14 protein-coding genes and 1 tRNA gene are annotated in these 17,000 nt (G+C 63.7%); 7 read left to right on the top strand and 8 right to left on the bottom strand.

Annotated features, from left to right (window positions below):
* Positions 1-46: 46 nt before the first annotated feature.
* The 7 genes from fdnG (at position 47) to EXZ48_RS34925 (ending at position 9,173) form a co-directional block, all read left to right on the top strand.
* Positions 47-3,130 (top strand): formate dehydrogenase-N subunit alpha, encoded by a 3,084-nt coding sequence (fdnG, locus tag EXZ48_RS18305; protein ID WP_165909373.1) that lies wholly within the window; start codon positions 47-49, stop codon positions 3,128-3,130.
* Positions 3,127-4,113 carry a formate dehydrogenase subunit beta gene (gene fdxH / locus EXZ48_RS18310; protein ID WP_130517505.1) on the top strand — a complete coding sequence of 329 codons (987 nt, stop codon included), beginning with the start codon at positions 3,127-3,129 and terminating at the stop codon, positions 4,111-4,113. Before fdnG ends, fdxH begins: the two co-directional genes overlap by 4 nt.
* Positions 4,113-4,802, top strand: coding sequence for a formate dehydrogenase subunit gamma (locus tag EXZ48_RS18315; protein ID WP_130517507.1), 690 nt, complete (start codon positions 4,113-4,115; stop codon positions 4,800-4,802). Before fdxH ends, EXZ48_RS18315 begins: the two co-directional genes overlap by 1 nt.
* Before the next feature lie 31 nt (positions 4,803-4,833).
* Positions 4,834-5,745: a formate dehydrogenase accessory protein FdhE gene (gene fdhE / locus EXZ48_RS18320; protein ID WP_130517509.1), complete on the top strand. Its 912-nt coding sequence runs from the start codon at positions 4,834-4,836 to the stop codon at positions 5,743-5,745.
* The gene (gene selA / locus EXZ48_RS18325; protein ID WP_130517511.1) at positions 5,745-7,121 is read left to right on the top strand and encodes an L-seryl-tRNA(Sec) selenium transferase; all 1,377 of its coding nucleotides are present in this window, start codon (positions 5,745-5,747) and stop codon (positions 7,119-7,121) included. Before fdhE ends, selA begins: the two co-directional genes overlap by 1 nt.
* Positions 7,118-9,022 carry a selenocysteine-specific translation elongation factor gene (gene selB, locus EXZ48_RS18330; RefSeq protein ID WP_130517513.1) on the top strand — a complete coding sequence of 635 codons (1,905 nt, stop codon included), beginning with the start codon at positions 7,118-7,120 and terminating at the stop codon, positions 9,020-9,022. The genes selA and selB overlap by 4 nt, the downstream gene beginning before the upstream one ends.
* 55 nt (positions 9,023-9,077) lie before the next feature.
* A tRNA-Sec gene (locus tag EXZ48_RS34925) sits at positions 9,078-9,173 on the top strand.
* On the opposite strand, the gene EXZ48_RS18335 is transcribed toward EXZ48_RS34925, so the two are convergent.
* The 8 genes from EXZ48_RS18335 to EXZ48_RS18375 all read right to left on the bottom strand — a co-directional run bounded on the left by EXZ48_RS18335 (position 9,174) and on the right by EXZ48_RS18375 (position 16,893).
* Complete coding sequence (locus EXZ48_RS18335) at positions 9,174-10,172, bottom strand: ROK family protein (protein WP_130517648.1); 999 nt, start codon at positions 10,170-10,172, stop codon at positions 9,174-9,176.
* Positions 10,173-10,186: 14 nt separating this feature from the next.
* Positions 10,187-10,888: a ribulose-phosphate 3-epimerase gene (locus tag EXZ48_RS18340; RefSeq protein ID WP_130517515.1), complete on the bottom strand. Its 702-nt coding sequence runs from the start codon at positions 10,886-10,888 to the stop codon at positions 10,187-10,189.
* Between the two features lie 3 nt (positions 10,889-10,891).
* Positions 10,892-11,695 (bottom strand): alpha/beta fold hydrolase, encoded by an 804-nt coding sequence (locus EXZ48_RS18345; protein WP_130517517.1) that lies wholly within the window; start codon positions 11,693-11,695, stop codon positions 10,892-10,894.
* Positions 11,692-12,525 (bottom strand): sugar phosphate isomerase/epimerase, encoded by an 834-nt coding sequence (locus EXZ48_RS18350; RefSeq protein WP_130517519.1) that lies wholly within the window; start codon positions 12,523-12,525, stop codon positions 11,692-11,694. Before EXZ48_RS18350 ends, EXZ48_RS18345 begins: the two co-directional genes overlap by 4 nt.
* Positions 12,525-13,601, bottom strand: a complete 1,077-nt coding sequence (locus tag EXZ48_RS18355; RefSeq protein ID WP_130517521.1) for a Gfo/Idh/MocA family protein — start codon at positions 13,599-13,601, stop codon at positions 12,525-12,527. The genes EXZ48_RS18350 and EXZ48_RS18355 overlap by 1 nt, the downstream gene beginning before the upstream one ends.
* An 86-nt stretch (positions 13,602-13,687) precedes the next feature.
* Positions 13,688-14,833 carry an ABC transporter ATP-binding protein gene (locus tag EXZ48_RS18360; RefSeq protein WP_037404728.1) on the bottom strand — a complete coding sequence of 382 codons (1,146 nt, stop codon included), beginning with the start codon at positions 14,831-14,833 and terminating at the stop codon, positions 13,688-13,690.
* Between the two features lie 326 nt (positions 14,834-15,159).
* On the bottom strand, positions 15,160-16,089 hold the full coding sequence (locus EXZ48_RS18370) for a PfkB family carbohydrate kinase (RefSeq protein ID WP_130517525.1): 930 nt from the start codon (positions 16,087-16,089) through the stop codon (positions 15,160-15,162).
* Positions 16,090-16,092: 3 nt separating this feature from the next.
* Entirely contained in the window at positions 16,093-16,893 is an 801-nt protein-coding gene (locus EXZ48_RS18375; protein WP_023514338.1) for a class I fructose-bisphosphate aldolase, read from the bottom strand.
* Positions 16,894-17,000 lie beyond the last annotated feature (107 nt).

Here is a 17,000-nt window from a genome sequence, read left to right on the forward strand (position 1 = left end):
ACGATCGAGCTTCGACCGATCCGCAAGGCAGGTACGAGGACAGCGAATGAACATCGATCTTTCCCGCCGCAGCTTCCTGAAGCTCGCCGGCGCGGGAGCGGCGGCAACCTCGCTCGGAGCCATGGGCTTCGGGGCCGCGGAGGCCGCGACAGCCGCTCATGTCCGCGCGTTCAAACTGGCGACGACCACTGAAACCCGCAATGTGTGCACCTACTGTTCGGTCGCCTGCGGGATTCTGATGTACTCCAAGGGCGACCTCAGTGCCGGAGAGACGGCCGAGCTGATCCACATCGAGGGTGACGCCGACCATCCGACCAACCGCGGAACGCTCTGTCCGAAGGGCGCGGCGCTCAAGGACTTCGTGAAGTCCGAGACCCGCGCCACGAAGCCGCGCCGCCGGGCCCCCGGCGCCGACCGCTGGGAGGACATCTCCTGGGAGGAGGCCTTCGACAAGATCGCCCGGGCGATCAAGGACGACCGCGACGCGAACTTCATCGAGAAGAACGCGGCCGGCGTCACAGTCAACCGCTGGACGACCATGGGCTTCCTCGCCGCCTCGGGCGGCACCAACGAGACCGGATGGCTGACCTACAAGACCGTCCGGTCCATGGGTGTCGTCGGCTTCGACAACCAGGCACGCGTCTGACACGGCCCAACGGTAGCCAGTTTGGCTCCAACTTTTGGCCGCGGCGCAATGACGAACGCCTGGACCGACATCAAGAACACCGACCTTGTCATCGTCATGGGTGGCAATGCGGCGGAAGCGCATCCTTGCGGCTTCAAATGGGTAACGGAGGCAAAACACCATCGCGGCGCCCGGCTGATCGTCGTCGATCCGCGCTTTAACCGCACGGCCTCGGTCGCTGACGTCTATGCGCCGATCCGTCCCGGTTCCGACATCGCATTCCTGATGGGCGCCATCCGCTACTGTATCGAGAAGGACAAGGTGCAGTGGGACTATGTGAAGGCCTATACCAACGCCACCTACCTGGTGCGCGAGGATTTCGCCTGGGCTGACGGCCTCTTCACCGGCTATGATGCGGAAAAACGCGACTACGACCGCACCGCCTGGGAATATCAGATGAACGCGGACGGGACGGTGAAGGCCGACCCGACGCTCTCCGACCCACGCTGCGTCTGGAACCTGTTGAAGCAGCATGTCGCCGTCTATACGCCTGAATTTGTGGAGAACATCTGCGGCACGCCGAAGGATCGCTATCTGAAGATCTGCGAGATGATCGGCGCGACCGCGGCGCGCGACAAGGTGATGACCTCGCTCTACGCGCTCGGCTGGACCCAGCATTCCAAAGGGGCGCAGAACATCCGCGGCATGGCGATGCTGCAACTGATCCTCGGCAATGTCGGCCTGCCGGGCGGCGGGGTGAACGCACTGCGCGGCCACTCCAACATCCAGGGCCTCACCGATATCGGCCTGCTCTCCAACACCCTGCCGGGTTACATGAACCTGGCAACGGAGAAGGAGCCGGACTACGCAACCTACATGTCGACGCGCGGCAACAAGCCGCTCGTTCCCGGCCAGACGAGCTATTGGCAAAACACGCCGAAATTCATGGTCAGCTTCCTGAAGGCCATGTGGGGCGAGGCCGCGACGAAGGAGAACGACTGGGGCTTCGACTGGCTGCCGAAGCTCGACGTACCCTACTACGACATCCTGCGCATGTTCGACATGATGAGCCGCGGCGAGGTGAACCTCTACTTTTGCCAGGGCTTCAACCCGCTGCTCTCCTTCCCCAATCGGGCGAAGCTGACGGAGGGCCTGTCGAAGCTGAAGCTGCTCGTCACCATCGACCCGCTGGAGACCGAGACAGCGCATTTCTGGGAAAACCACGGCATCTACAACGACGTGGACTCCTCAAAGATCATGACCGAGGTGTTGCAGCTACCCGCCACCTGCTTTGCCGAGGACGAGGGGGCGACGGTCAATTCGGGCCGCTGGCTGCAATGGCACTGGCCGGGCGCGACGCCTCCGGGCGAGGCCAAGCACGACACCTGGATTCTGGCGAACATCTTCCTCAGGGTGCGTGAACTCTACCGCAGAGAGGGCGGGGTCTGTCCCGAACCGATCCTGAACCTTTCCTGGGACTACCAGGATCCCTACGACCCTGAGCCCGCGGAGCTGGCGCAGGAGATGAACGGGCGGGCGCTCCAGACCCTCACTGATCCCGCCGATCCGGAAAAGGTGCTGGTCGAGGCTGGCAAGCTTCTGCCGAATTTTGCCGTGATGCGCGACGACGGCTCCACCATGTCCGGTTGCTGGATCTATTCCGGCTCCTGGACGGAGGAGGGCAACATGATGGCGCGGCGCGACAACAGCGATCCGGGCGATATTGGTACTTTTCTCAACTGGACCTTCGCCTGGCCGGCAAACCGCCGCATCCTCTACAACCGCGCCTCCTGCGATCTTGCAGGCAAACCGTGGGACGAGAGCCGCAAGCTGATTGAATGGACCGGTGAGAAATGGGCCGGCTTCGACGTGCCGGATATCGCGGTGACGGCCAAACCCGAAACGGTGATGCCGTTCATCATGACGCCGGAAGGCACCGCCCGGCTGTTCGCGCGCAAGCTGATGCGCGACGGGCCCTTCCCCATCCACATGGAGCCCTTCGAAAGCCCGGTCGAGAATCCGTTCAACGCGAAGCTGCGTGGCAACCCGGTCGCCCGCATCTTCCCGAACGACGTGGAGCAGCTCGGCACCAGTGCCGACTATCCCTTCGTCGCCACCTCCTACCGCCTGACCGAGCACTTCCATTACTGGACGAAGCACAACCGCGTGAACGCCGTGCTGCAGCCGGAATTCTTCGTGGAGATCAGCGAGGAGCTGGCGGCCGAGCGCGGCATCGTCAAGGGCGGGCGCGTACGGGTCTGGAGCAAGCGCGGCGAGGTCTGGGCGAAAGCCGTGGTCACGAAGCGCATCCGCCCACTGATGTGCGGCGGCAAGACGGTACATGTGGTCGGCATTCCCTTGCATTGGGGTTTCATGGGCGCAGCGCGCAAGGGGTTCGGGCCGAACAGCCTCACCCCCTTCGTCGGCGATGCCAACATCGACACGCCGGAGTTCAAAGCCTTCCTTGTCAATATCGAGCCGGCGGCAGAGGAGGCCTCGTCATGAGCGAACGCGCACCGGAACCTCTGACGGCAGCGGCCAACCCGCCACTCCAGCCCTTGCCGTCGAACCTCCTGCCTGGAGACGTCATCAAAGCTTCGGCGACGAGCGACCTGCCTGCGCCCGAACGACAACTCACCCAAGTCGCCAAGCTGATCGACGTGTCGAAGTGCATCGGTTGCAAAGCCTGCCAGTCGGCGTGCATCGAGTGGAACGACACTCATCCGGACGTGGAGGAGAATGTCGGGGTTTACGAGAACCCGCATGATCTGACGCCCGACATGTTCACCCTCATGCGGTTTACGGAATACGAGAACCCGAAGACCAACGAGCTGGAATGGCTGATCCGCAAGGATGGCTGCATGCATTGCGCCGATCCGGGTTGCCTCAAGGCGTGCCCCGCCCCTGGCGCGATCGTGCAGTACTCCAACGGCATCGTCGATTTCATCTCCGACAACTGCATCGGCTGCGGATATTGCGTGGCGGGCTGTCCCTTCAACATCCCGCGCATCTCCAAGACGGCACACGTCTCGAAGAAATGCACACTCTGTTCGGATCGCGTCGCCGTCGGTCAAGGCCCGGCCTGTGCCAAGGCGTGCCCCACAAAGGCGATCACCTTCGGCACCAAGGAGAGCATGATCGAGCTTGCCGAGGAGCGCGTCGAGGATCTGAAATCGCGCGGTTACGACAATGCCGGCCTCTACGATCCGCAAGGCGTCGGCGGCACCCATGTCATGTATGTGCTGCACCACGCCGACCAGCCCTCGCTCTATGCTGGTCTGCCCGACGATCCGCAGATATCGCCCGTGGTGCGCGGCTGGAAGGGTCCGGCCAAGACGGTCGGCCTTGCCGTGGCGGGCATTGCCGCAGCCGGCGCGCTGCTGCACGGCCTTTTCGCCCGGGCGAACGTGGTGACGGAGCACGAGGAAGAGGAGGCAGAGGACCTCGTCGACGATGCCGGCCAGATGCCTGGCTGCAGGGAGGTTTGATGACCGAGAAACGGATCTATTCGGCCCCCGGCGACAAGATCGAAACGAAGCACCCGGTCCTGGTGAGCCGCTATCGCGGCATTACGCGGCTCAATCACTGGGTCACCGCGCTCTGCATGATCCTGCTCCTCCTTTCCGGCTTCTCCTTCTTCCACCCATCCCTGTTCTGGCTGACCGGCCTCTTTGGCGGCGGGCAGACAACGCGCTGGCTGCATCCCATCGTCGGCCTGGTGCTGGTGGCAAGTTTCCTCCTGCTCTTCGTGCAGATGTGGAAGCTCAACCTGCCGCGACGCGAGGACGTGGAATGGAGCCTGAAGATCGGCGACATGCTCAAGGGCGACGAAGACAAGTTGCCCGAGCTCGGCAAGTACAATGCGGGACAGAAGCTGGTATTTTGGGGCATGTCCGCGCTGATCATCGTGCTCGTCACAACGGGTATCATGATCTGGGAGCAGTATTTCCCGCACCTCGTTTCCATCCCTGTGCGCCGCGTCGCCGTCGCCGTGCATGCGCTGGCCGCGCTCGGAGCGATCCTCATCTTCATCGTTCATGTCTATGCGGCGATCTGGACGCGCGGCACGATCCGCGCGATGACGCGCGGTACCGTCACCGGCGGCTGGGCCTTCCGCCACCATCGCAAATGGCTGCGCGAACTGGCTGGACGCCAGCGCACCGACCCGTCAAAATAGCCTGCCAAGACAAAGCATCGCCGGAGGCTTCATGGCGCAGAACCTAGAGCCCGATCCCACGCTCATCGGCGGCGTGCCGACACCTCCGTTCGCCTTCCTGCCCGAGCCGGTGAAGCTCTTCCAGACACGCGCTCGCCGCTTCGCCTTCCTCGCTGAAAGCAATCCTTTGGCGCCTTATCTTGCGTTCCTCGCCGAGCTCTCGCGTCTGCAGGCCCGGCTTGCCGCAACACTGCGGCCGGTGAGCGCCATTGCGCCGATGCGCGTCACCGAGGCCGCCCGCAGCGCCATGCCACCCATCGACCGGCTGAGGATCTCCGCCGATCCCGCCCTCGGGGTCACGCTGGACGCCTTTGTCGAAGGGGCCGTCAGGTTCTCCATGCCCGAACCCGCCCGCCTCGCGCTTGATGCCGTGCGCGCAGCCGAGCCGGCGGACCGCATCTGGCTCCTGTCAAACATCCTGTCGGACCGGATTCCTGACGACAGCGCCGCTCCGCATCTCTTCGCCGCCGCTGCGGTACAGGTTCACCTGGCAAGGCTCGCCGCTACGCTCGATGCCGGCGCACTGGTCCCTGTCGGAACCGGTCTCTGTCCCGCCTGCGGCGGACGCCCCGCCACCACATCGGTCATGGGCACACAGGGCATCGAGAATGTGCGCTACGCCGCCTGCGCCTGCTGCGCCACCTGCTGGAACGAAGTCAGGGTGAAATGCCTTTGCTGCGGTTCGACCAAGGGGATCAGCTATCGTTCGGTCGAGACCACGGAGGCCACGGTGAAGGCCGAGACCTGCAAGGAATGCCATTCCTGGATCAAGATCTTCTATACGACGAAGAACCCCAGCCTCGATCCCGTTGCCGATGATGTCGGCAGTCTGGGCCTCGATATCCTGATGAAGGAGACCGATTTCCGCCGCGGCGGCTTCAACCCCTATCTGGCAGGCTATTGATGCAGGGATTTCGCGCGCTTCCCTCCGTAGACCAGATACTCACCTCGACAGAGGGACTGGCACTGGCCGAAGCGTACGGTCGGCTTGCCGTTGTCACCGCGATCCGCGCGCGGCTTGAAATCGCCAGGGAGAAGATCCGCGGCGGTGCGGATGGCGTGACCCTTGCTGCCGATCTGCCGGGTCGGGTCGCCGGGGATCTCGTGGCTGCAGCGCGCTCCACCCTGCGCCCGGTGCTGAACCTCACGGGCACGGTGCTGCACACCAATCTTGGCCGCGCAATCCTCGCCGATGACGCGATTCGGGCCGCGACGACTGCCATGGCCCACCCGCTGGCGCTCGAGTTCGACCTTACAGGCGGTGGGCGCGGACAGCGTGATGATCATCTGCGCGGACTTCTCAGGGAGCTTTCCGGCGCGGAAGACGCCACTATCGTCAACAACAATGCCGCCGCGGTGCTGATCGCGCTCAACACCTTCGCAGCCGGGCGCGAGGCCATCGTTTCACGCGGCGAGCTGATCGAGATCGGCGGCGCTTTCCGCATGCCCGACATTATGGCCCGCGCCGGAGCCCGACTTGTCGAGATCGGCACCACCAACCGCACCCACCCGCGCGACTACGAAGAGGCGATCCGCCCTGAAACCGGCATCATCCTGAAGGTCCACACCTCAAACTACCGTATTGAGGGCTTCACGGCCGAAGTGCCCGCACCGAAACTGGCGGGCATTGCCGGAAAGGCCGGCGTGCCGCTGCTGAACGATCTTGGCTCGGGCTCGCTCGTCGACCTCTCTGCGTTCGGTCTGCGGCGTGAGCCGACGGTCGCAGAAGCAGTCGCCGAGGGTGCAGACCTCGTCACCTTCTCCGGCGACAAACTGCTCGGGGGGCCGCAGGCCGGCTTCATTGTCGGCAGGCGCGATCTCGTCGCCGCGATCAACCGCAACCCGTTGAAGCGCGCCGTGCGGCTGGACAAAATCCGTATCGCCGCACTTGAGGCGACGCTGAAACTCTACCGCGACCCCGACCGCCTCGGCGAGCGCCTGCCGACCCTTCGCTTTCTCGCCCGCCCGGAGGCTGAGATTGCAGCGCAGGCCAACCGCCTCGCGCCTGCGGTCGCTACGCTGCTTGCCCCGTACGGTTTTTCCGCGACCCACTGTTCCTGCCGAAGCCAGGTCGGGTCCGGCGCCCTGCCGGTCGATACGATCGCAAGCGCCGGTCTCCGGCTGACGGGTGCCGGTGGCGATGCGCCCGACCGTCTTTCCGCCCGGTTGCGCGTCCTCCCTACCCCTATCATCGGCCATATCCGCGACGGTGCGCTGATCCTCGATCTGCGCTGCCTTGAGCGCGACGACGATCTGCTGGAGGCGCTTGCAGCCCTATGATTGTCGGGACGGCAGGGCATATCGACCATGGCAAGACCGCGCTCATCAAGGCGCTGACCGGCACGGACCCCGATCGCCTTGCCGAGGAGAAAGCCCGTGGCATCACGATCGACCTCGGCTTTGCGTATGCCGATCTCGGCGGCGGCACGATTACCGGCTTCGTCGACGTTCCCGGCCATGAACGCTTGCTCCACACCATGCTTGCTGGCGCCGGTGGTATCGACTTCGCACTGTTGGTCGTCGCCGCAAACGACGGCATCATGCCACAGACGTGCGAGCATCTCGCGGTCCTCGACCTGCTCGGGATAACCAGGGGTGTCGTTGCCCTCACCAAGATCGACCTTGTTGACCCGCAGCGCCGAACCGAGGTGACGGCGAGGATCCGCACGACCCTTGCGGGCACCGGACTTGGCACAGCCCCGATCATCCCGGTTTCCGCGCAGAGCGGCGAAGGCATCCCAGCCCTGCGCAGCGCGCTCGCCGAAGCCGAATCGGAAAGCACGGTACGCGACCACGCCGGCCTTCTGCGTTTTTCCGTCGATCGAAGTTTCACGCTGCCAGGCGCAGGAACAGTGGTCACGGGGATGATGCTGTCCGGGCAGGTGAGACTGGACGACGTCGTTACCGTCAGCCCCTCCGGCCTGACGGCCCGCGTGCGCGGCATCCACGCGCAGAGCCGCAGGGCTACCGAAGGGCTTGCCGGCCAGCGCTGCGCACTGAACCTTGCCGGTGATCGAGTGACAAAGGATGCTCTCCGACGTGGTGACATCGTGCTTTCCCCGCCTCTTCATGCACCCTCGGACCGGATCGATGCAGTGCTTTGCGTGCTGGCATCGGAGACCAAGGCCATCGGAACATGGTTTCCAGCCCGGCTGCACAGCCACGCAGCGGAGGTCGGCGCGCGGGTCGTGCCGCTCGACGGCCCGGTTTCGCCCGGCGGCGAGGGCTTTGTACAACTGGTTCTCGATCGCCCGGTCGCAGCAGTCATCGGCGACCGATTCATCCTGCGCGACACCTCCGCCAGCCGCACGATCGGCGGCGGCCGCTTCCTCGACCTCCGCCCACCGGCCCGCAAGCGCGGCACGCCGGAGCGATTGGCTTGCCTCTCCGCCGCCCGCAGCACCGAACCTGCCGTGGCTCTTTCCGGGCTCGCCGCCATAGCTCCGGTCGATCTTGCCGTCTTTCTCCGCGACCGCGGCCTTGCGGAAAGCGCCCAGCCTGGCATCCTCGACGCCGCGAACGCCGAAACGGTCGGAGCCTTTGCCCTTTCCTCGAAAGCCCTCGGCCGCCTGCAGGCCGATCTTGTCGAACATCTGGCGGCGTTCCATGCGGACAATCCCGACCTCGCCGGGATCGGCCGCGAGAGATTGCGCCTCGCCCTTCCTCTCCGCCTGCCCAAGGACACGTTCCTCACCTTTCTGAAAACGGAGGCAGCGGCGGGTTGCGTGGTTCTCGATGGCGCGTTCCTGCGCCTGCCCGGGCACGCGGCGCGGCTCTCAGCCGCAGATGAAGGTCTCTGGGACCGTGTCAAACCGCATCTGTTGGGTGAAGGCCGCTTCCGGCCGCCGCGTGTACGCGATTTCGCAGAAAGCTTCGGCATGGACGAGCGTGCGGTGCGGCGCATGTTGAAGCTCACGCAGAAGCTTGGACGGACAGACCAGATTGCCCATGACCATTTCTTCGCCCGTGAGGTTGTTAAGGAGATGGCAGCGATCGTGCATGGTGTTGCCGCACAGGCTGAGGACGGCTGGTTCACCGCGCCCGCCTTTCGCGACAGGGTCCATAACGGCCGCAAGGTCGCCATCGAGATCCTCGACTTCTTCGACCGTCTCGGCCTGACCTTGCGCAAAGGCGACTTGCGCCGCATAAATCCTCATCGCAGCGACCTGTTCGATCTCTAGGTTCTGCAATCCGTCGGTCCGGCAAAGCCGCTTTGCCCTTGCAGGCACGGCTTCAGGAAGGGAATCGTCTCCGGTGGGACGGCCGGACTTCAAATCCGGTTGGGGCAGCGAGCCTGTCCCGGGTGGGTTCGACCCCCACTCCCCTCCGCCATCACATGGGGAAGGACTTGGCCGCTTGTGAAGAAGAGAGTTGCCTGTCGTTCTGCATGTCTGCCGCAAGGAATGCCAGGGCGGCCGCGCCGATAAGCCCGGAATTCTGGCCGAGGGCAGCGCACACCACGCGCACATCCTTGAAGGCGGGCATAGCCCATTCGGCGATGTAGCGCTGGATGCCGGGATGCAAACGCTCGAATTCGTGCGAGAGACCACCCCCCATGATGATGACATCAGGGCTGAAGATGTGCAGGAGGCTCGTGAAACCCCGGCCGAGGATTTCCGCCTCCTCGTCGATCAATGTATTTGCCAGGGCGTCCCCGGATCTGGCGGCGGCGAACACGGCGCGACTGTCGACGGCGGCGCCCTCGGCCCCCAAACGGGTTTCCGTGCACGCAAAAGCCCGGTCCCGCGCGCGCCGCGTGAAGGCCGTACCGGATCCGTAGGCCTCGAAGCATCCCCGGTTGCCGCAAAGGCAGAGCGCGCCATCCGGCATGACGGACATGTGACCGATATGCCCTGCCATCCCCTTGCGGCCGCGCAGCACGCGCCCATCAGCAATCACGCCGCCGCCAAGGCCCGTGCTGACCGTAACATAGACAAGGTTTTCCAGCCCCCTGCCTGCGCCGAACTGCCATTCACCAATGGCGGCGGCAATGCCGTCGTTTTCGAGGCTGACGGGAACGCCGAACCGCTTCTGCAACTCAGCCTTCAGAGGAAAATCAGCAAATCCGGCAAGCGTCGGGATATCCCGCGCTATGCCCGAGATCGTGTCGATCGGCCCCGGCGTCGAGATACCGATGCCAACCACCCTGGCGGTCCCCACATCAGCGGTCAGACCATCGGCAAGCGCTCCGATCTGGGCAAGCACACGATCCGGCCCGGCCATTGCATCCGTCCGCTCCTCGGCGCGCGCGATGACCTCTCCCCGCGCGCCGACGAGCGCGGCGCGAACCTGCGTGCCTCCAAGATCGATGCCGATGGCGATCTCATGCATGGTCGGATGCACCTTCAGAGGGAATGAAGCCACGCCATGCGCTCCTCGAGCGAAGGCGCATTAAAGGCAAGCGAACCGAGTACGACCGTCTGCGCACCTGCCCCACGCAAAATCGGCACGGTGTGCTCTCGGATACCGCCATCGGCCGCAAGCACGATGCGATGCTCCGCCCCGCACGCGGCGATGATGCCTTTTGCCTCCTGCAGGCGTGCGCCGGCACGCTCATCAAGGCCCTGCCCTTTCACGCCGATTGCAGTTCCAAGCAGTGTGATGAACTGCAGCCGAGCAGCGTAGCGGCGGATGCGCTCGACGGGGGTTTCCACCCGCAGCACCATACCGGCAGCGATGCCGCGGCGTTCAAGCAGGTCGAGGGCTGCGTCTGCGACACGTTCGTTTTCGACGTGAAGGCTGATGAGATCACTGCCTGCATCAGCGAATTGCTCGATCTGCGAGAGGAGGATGTCGTCGGAGACCATGAGATGAACGTGGATCGGCCGCCCGGAAACCTTGCGAACACCCGCCACCAGATCGGGGAAGAACAGCATCGCCGGCGCAAAATGGCCGTCGGCGACGTCGATGTGCAGGATATCGACATGGGGCTCGACGCGGGCGAGATCATCAGCCAGCCGCACAAGATCGGCCGACCAGACGGAGAATTCGGCAATCAGACGGTCCTTGGGAAGGTCGGCGATCCAGTTTCTGGCGGTGATGTTCATACGTCAGAGATCCTTCAGGAAGGCAGCCATGGCCCGGCGGAAATCGGCGACGTACTGCACCTTGTCCTCCGCCTTTGGCGTGATTTGAATGAAGCGTGCCGTGCGGATTTGTTCCGCCAGCGCACGCGCATAGGCAATGGGATGAATGAGATCCCGTTCATGACCGATGACGAGGGTCGGCGCGGCAATGCCGCCAAGATCTGCCTCCGTCACGCCTGGGCCGTCCTTCGCAATGGCGGTCAGAAGCGCGCCGGTGACCTCCACAGGTTCGCGCGAGAAGAAACCGGTGAGGGAGGCCAGGTTGTCCGGCGCTTCAGCGGCAAGACGCCGGCCGGTCGATCCTGCCAAGAAAGCAGCTTTTGCGGCCGGGGACGGTAAATGCGCGAGTAGATGGCCAACTTCGGCATTCGGCGCCATGTTCTCCGGCGCCGCGGCCGTTCGCCAGGCAGGTCGGGCGAGGACAAGCGCACGGACGAGTTCCGGCCGTCGCACCGCAAGGCGAAGAGAAATCGCAGCTCCCATAGAGATGCCGCCGACGACAACCGGCGCCTCCAGGGCGGACTCGATATAGTCGGCGACATCATCTGCGAAGGTCGAGATCGAAAGTTTGCCGAAGGCTCCGGCTTGCGAGCGGCCATGGCCGCGGGCCTCGATGGTGATGCGGCGAAATCCGGTATCAGTCGGAAACACCTCCGCGGTCTGGCCCGAATCGCCGCAGAGACCGTGCAGGAAGACGACCGGTATGCCCTCTCCTGCCGTATCGACATTCAGCCGCGTGCCATCGCTTGCCTCGAATGCAGCACTCATCGCCGCGCCCCGGAAAGTTTTTCCGACAGGAAACGGGCAACACCCTCGGCTTCGGCCGCGGTTAGCCCGTGGGTGATCAGGCCGCCGGCAAAACCAATCGCCTTCAGTCCATCGAGATAGTGCGTATAGTCGAGCACACCCTTGCCGGCCGTCGCAAAGCTGCCGTCCGCGTTCCTGTCCTTGGCATGGGCCATGACGATGCGGTCGGCGAGAAGATCGATGGCGGCTGAGATGGTCGCGCGCTGCGCATCGAGCGCTGCTCGTTCGAAGAGATTGGCGGGATCGAGCACGATCTTGAGGCGCGGGCTCTGCATCTCGTCGATCAGCCGGCGGGCCTTTTCCGCCGAATTGATCACATTGGCCAGTTCCGGCTCGATGCCGAGATCGATGTCATGGCGGTCGGCGATATCGATTGCCGTTTCCATGGCCTCCAGCAGGTCCCGCCAGGCTTCCGGTGTGTCGTTGTCCGGATGTGCCTTCCATTGGTCGAGCGGATCGCGCGTGCCGGTGCAGAGTGTGATCAGGCGCGTGGACATCGCACGGCTGCGCGCCGCCAGCACGGCAAGCCGGCGGTGGCCCGCCTCACGTACGACCCGGTCTGGATGGATCATGTTGTAGGTGCCGGAGACGGCGGCGATTTCGATACCGGCGTCTTTCGCCGCAGCGGCGACCGCACCCGCCTCTCCCTCATCGATCGAATCCGGCATGGAGGCGAGACCCGAGCAGGCCATGTTGTATTGCGCCGAGGCAAAGCCGGCCGCAGCTGCCGCATCGAGCACCGCCCTGGGCTGCGCGCCTTCAAACGTCTTGGCAAAGATCCCAAGTTTCATCAGACACCACCCGTCACATCGGAGAGCCTGACCGCCCTGCCGCTTTCGACTGAGCGGGCGATGGCGACCATGGCGCGGACGGAGGCAAGACCGTCATCGATATCGGCACCTTCCATCGGAGAGCCATCGAGGATGGTGCGGGCAAAACCTTCGACCTGACGACGGTAGAAATGGCCATCCGCACCAAGGATGCGATGGGTTGCGCCGTCAGCCTCGCGGAAGATGTCGACCTCGCTCGTCTTGTAGTACCAGGGGTTATAGGTTTTGCCGAGGACGCTCCCGTTCCTGCCATAGATCTGGAAGCCCTCATGCCAGTCCATGCGGACCTGGACCGTCAGATCAAGGTGGCCAAGCGTGCCGGAAGCGAATTCCACATCCACGAACCAGCACCAGATGCCTGCCCGCTCGGAAAGCCGCGCCTGGACCGAAACGATGTCGCCGGCGAAATAGCGCGCTGTGTCGATCAGATGGCAGCCGTGTGCCAGCATGTAGTAGCGGCGCAGGTCGGCCTTCGGGTTGGCCGAAGGCCTCTTCGCATTGGCGCTGGTGACGATCAGCGGCTGCACGGCATCGGTCATCGGATAGCGGTGGGTGCTGTCGCAGTACCAGGCCTTGAGCGCAACCATCTCGCCCATCTCATCGGCAATGAAGGACTTTGCCGCCTGCAGGCCGGCATCGAAACGCTTCATGTGCCCGACCTGAAACACCCTGCCGTATTTTTCGACGGCCGCCTTGAGCGTGAGGCATTCCTCGACCGTCACACCGACCGGCTTCTCGCAGAGCACATGCTTGCCGGCTTCGAGCGCACGCAGCGACGCCGGAACGTGGAATGCATCGGCGGTCGCGATGATCACGGCATCGAGATCCGGATCCGCAAGCATCGCATCATAGTCGTTGTAGGTCTTCTCAGCGCCGTGGGTGATCGCCATGCGCTCGCGAAGATCATCGGCGACATCGCAGATCGCATAGAGATCGGCGTTGGCCGCCTTGGTGCAGCTTTCGAAGTGGGCGGCCTGGGCGATCTGCCCCGCGCCGAGTACGCCCACGCGAAGGCGCCGTTCCTGTTTTGCTGGCATTGCTGCCCCCTTCAAGTTTCATCGTTCGCCGCGGACGTCGAGCCTGGTGTCCCGGAGATCACGGCAGCCAAGCCCGGATCTGGCACCTAGAGAGCCGCATGGGTCTGCACATCGAAGAAGTGCAGCTTTGCCGGGTCGATAGCGAGATCGATCTGCTCTCCGGCCTTGACCATGCTGGTGGCCGCAAACCGTGCCACCGTGTTGGCCGCGCCGCTCAGATCCTCGACGGCATCCGGATCACCGGAATCGACACGGGCCGCCTCGACTTTCAGGTGCACGATCAGCTCGGAACCAAGCTCCTCGGTCGTTCTGACCAATGCCGGGATGGTCGGATAGGCCGCGCCCGACGGCAGGCGGCTGTCATGGAGATCTTCAGGACGGATTCCAAAAACGACAGGCTTGCCGTCGAAAGCCGCAAGACCGGGAACACGCTCGCGGACACTTGCCGGCAACGGGATCGAAAAGCCCGGGAGCCGGATCGATCCACCTTCCAGGCGCCCCTCGAACAGGTTCATTGAAGGCGAGCCGATGAACCCCGCAACGAACGCGTTGACCGGCTTGTGATAGAGTGCCCTTGGCGTATCCACCTGCTGCAACACGCCACTCTTCAACACCGCGACGCGGTCGCCCATGGTCATCGCCTCCGTCTGGTCGTGGGTGACATAGATGGTCGTCACGCCCAGCTGGCGCTGCAGGCTGGCGATCTCGGCGCGCATCTGGACACGCAGCTTTGCATCGAGATTGGACAGGGGCTCATCCATCAGGAAGGCCGCAGGTTCGCGCACCATCGCCCGACCCATCGCCACGCGCTGGCGTTGACCGCCGGAGAGCTGCGCCGGCTTGTTCTGCAGCAGCGTTTCGAGCTGCAGGATTTTGGCGATCTCGTTTACCCGTTTGGCGCGCTCCGCCTTGCTCTTCCCCGCCAGCTTCATCGAAAAGGCGATGTTGTCGAAAACGGTCATGTGCGGATAGAGAGCGTAGCTCTGGAACACCATGGCAATGTCGCGGTCTTTCGGCGGCAGGTCTGCCACGTCCTGGTCACCGATGCTCAGCGTGCCGCTCGTGATTTCCTCAAGGCCGGCGATCATCCGCAGGGCCGTCGATTTTCCGCAACCCGATGGCCCCACGAGGATCAGAAACTCACCATCGTGGATCGTCAGGCTCAAATCCTTGATCGCATGATAGTTGTTTCCATAGGTCTTGCAGATCCTGTCCAGCACAACCTCAGCCACGTCGCATCCTCCCTGCACTGTCCCGAACACCGACCGGCAGCCTCCACCGCTGCTATCGATTTTCGACAGAAGGCTCAGGAGTGACCAACAAAGTCAAGGTGAAAAAATACACCTGAAAGCCACGACAAGAATAAGAAACAAGCTCATCACATTGATAACAAACATGTTTTTTAATTCAAAAAATGATATGCGTGATATTTTATTTTTTAACGCGCGTAATTTTTTATCTAAGGCATGCACTTGATGCCGAGCGCGCAGCATCATGCATATGCCGGCGCGCTTCAGCGCACCGGCGGCTGGGATGTCACGTTGAGGACGGGAGGGGTCTAACTGCGTAGGGGAACAGGGACGGGCGCGTGTGCCCCGGCCATCCAGGATAGACATGCGGCCCTATCCGGCAGCCCCAGGCGACCGCCATGCGCCGTCACCGATATGGCCGCTGCGGCGGCCGCAAAAGCCGCGCAATCAAGTGGGCGGCCGCCCTCGGCCAGCGCCAGCGCGTAGGCGCCATGGAAACAATCTCCTGCGCCGGTCGTATCCACGGCCCGGACCATATAGGCCGGGAGGTGCCAAGAGACCGGATCGCCCCGCTGCCGGACATAGCTGCCACGGTCGCCATCGGTGAGAACCACCGCCGCTCGATCCGGCGACCAAAGCGCCTCCAGGAGTGCCCGCGGATCATCCTGTTCCAGATGGGACCTGGCAAAGGCGATCGGCAGCACGAGATGATCGGCAAGCGACAGGATTCGGTCGCTTGCAGAGCCGGCGGTCCACTCGATATCGGCGACGATGGAAAGGCCAAGCGCGTGCGCCCGCACGACAGCGGCCTCCGAATGGATGGCGTAGCCATCGATGAGGAGAACCGGTGTCTTGCTGAACACGACGTCCGGCAAATCTGGTGCCGTGCCGTGCAACACATCGTCATCATAGGCGATGAAGCGATCACCATCCGGCCCGACGGTGATGATGGACCGGATGGGAGCCGCATCGGCATGGCGAGGCGCGCAAGCGGTGTCGACGCCCTCGCGCTCCAGTTCGCGCCCGCCAATATCCTGCGCGGGTTCGCCCAGCCATCCGACGAAAGCAGCCCGCCCCCCGAGGCGGGCGACGGCGACGAGCGCAGTGGCGACATTGCCGCCATGGTCGCGGACACGTTTCGTCACCTTTCCCTTGCCGGCAGAAAGGGGACGGTCGACATAAACGATGTCGTCGACCGCCAGGGCGCCAAAGCCGATGACGTCAAAGGCGCGGGCCATGGTTCACGCGCCGGCCGCAGCGAGCGCCTCTTCCGGCGCCAAGCCATCGTGAATGACCAGTTTGAAGGCACGGGCGGCCTTTGTCGTATCGCCGTGTCCCCAGAGGTTGCGCCCCACGACCGCACCCCGCGCGCCAGCGCGCAGGGCATCCGAAGTCTGCTGCAGCGCGCCGAGCAGCGTTTCCGTCTTCGGGCCGCCGGCAATAACGATCGGGATCGGGCAGGTGGCGACGGTCTCACGGAAGGAATCGAAATCGCCGGTGTAGCCAACCTTGACCACATCGACGCCCGTTTCGTAGCCGATCCGGACCGCGTAGGCGATTTCATCCGGCGTGAAAACGATCTTGCCGCCATCGGAAAAATCGCGTGGATAGACATGGGCAATGACCGGCATCTCAAAGCGCGCGGCAGCGTTCACCGTATCGGTCAACCAGCGAATGTATTCGCCTTCCGTGTTGCCGCGCACGGGAATGGCAACGGCCAGCGCATCCGCTCCGTAACGCACAGCATCTTCCGGGGTGGCGATGAGCTGGCGGATCCGGTCGTCGGCCGTGAAGCAGCCGGCCTGGATGACAAGAGCCGCCTTGCCCGCATAGTCGGACCAAAGATGCCGCGCGGCACCAGGCTGGATGCTGACATAGTCAGGCCCGCCGGCCATGACCCGGCTCAATGCGCCTGGCAGGTCTGCTAGGCCACCTTCACGCACATTGCCGTAGCCAACGAAGTGGTCAACCGCGCCGCCAAAAAGATTGCCCGAAGCGTTCGAGAAGAGGCGTGACAGTCGAATTTTGGTACCGAGACCCATGAAAAACTCCTCCGTGTTTTCTGGCCTGACCCTAACTCGAAAGAAAAAGAACATTCAATCTTTCGATTCCTTTCATTTAACGCTTCTCATACGATTTCTTCCCGTGC

The organism is Shinella sp. JR1-6 (assembly GCF_004284735.1).
In the GTDB taxonomy this organism is placed as follows: Bacteria; Pseudomonadota; Alphaproteobacteria; order Rhizobiales; family Rhizobiaceae; genus Shinella.

What these genes read in the sequence shown, in the direction of transcription:
- EXZ48_RS18340 (WP_130517515.1), bottom strand. Translation starts at nt 10,888, where the DNA reads ATGAACATCACCGCCAGAAACTGGATCGCCGACCTTCCCAAGGACCGT.
- EXZ48_RS18355 (WP_130517521.1), bottom strand. Translation starts at nt 13,601, where the DNA reads ATGCCAGCAAAACAGGAACGGCGCCTTCGCGTGGGCGTACTCGGCGCG.
- selA (WP_130517511.1), top strand. Translation starts at nt 5,745, where the DNA reads ATGCAGGGATTTCGCGCGCTTCCCTCCGTAGACCAGATACTCACCTCG.
- EXZ48_RS18315 (WP_130517507.1), top strand. Translation starts at nt 4,113, where the DNA reads ATGACCGAGAAACGGATCTATTCGGCCCCCGGCGACAAGATCGAAACG.
- EXZ48_RS18350 (WP_130517519.1), bottom strand. Translation starts at nt 12,525, where the DNA reads ATGAAACTTGGGATCTTTGCCAAGACGTTTGAAGGCGCGCAGCCCAGG.
- fdhE (WP_130517509.1), top strand. Translation starts at nt 4,834, where the DNA reads ATGGCGCAGAACCTAGAGCCCGATCCCACGCTCATCGGCGGCGTGCCG.
- EXZ48_RS18375 (WP_023514338.1), bottom strand. Translation starts at nt 16,893, where the DNA reads ATGGGTCTCGGTACCAAAATTCGACTGTCACGCCTCTTCTCGAACGCT.
- EXZ48_RS18335 (WP_130517648.1), bottom strand. Translation starts at nt 10,172, where the DNA reads ATGCATGAGATCGCCATCGGCATCGATCTTGGAGGCACGCAGGTTCGC.
- EXZ48_RS18345 (WP_130517517.1), bottom strand. Translation starts at nt 11,695, where the DNA reads ATGAGTGCTGCATTCGAGGCAAGCGATGGCACGCGGCTGAATGTCGAT.
- selB (WP_130517513.1), top strand. Translation starts at nt 7,118, where the DNA reads ATGATTGTCGGGACGGCAGGGCATATCGACCATGGCAAGACCGCGCTC.
- EXZ48_RS18370 (WP_130517525.1), bottom strand. Translation starts at nt 16,089, where the DNA reads ATGGCCCGCGCCTTTGACGTCATCGGCTTTGGCGCCCTGGCGGTCGAC.
- fdxH (WP_130517505.1), top strand. Translation starts at nt 3,127, where the DNA reads ATGAGCGAACGCGCACCGGAACCTCTGACGGCAGCGGCCAACCCGCCA.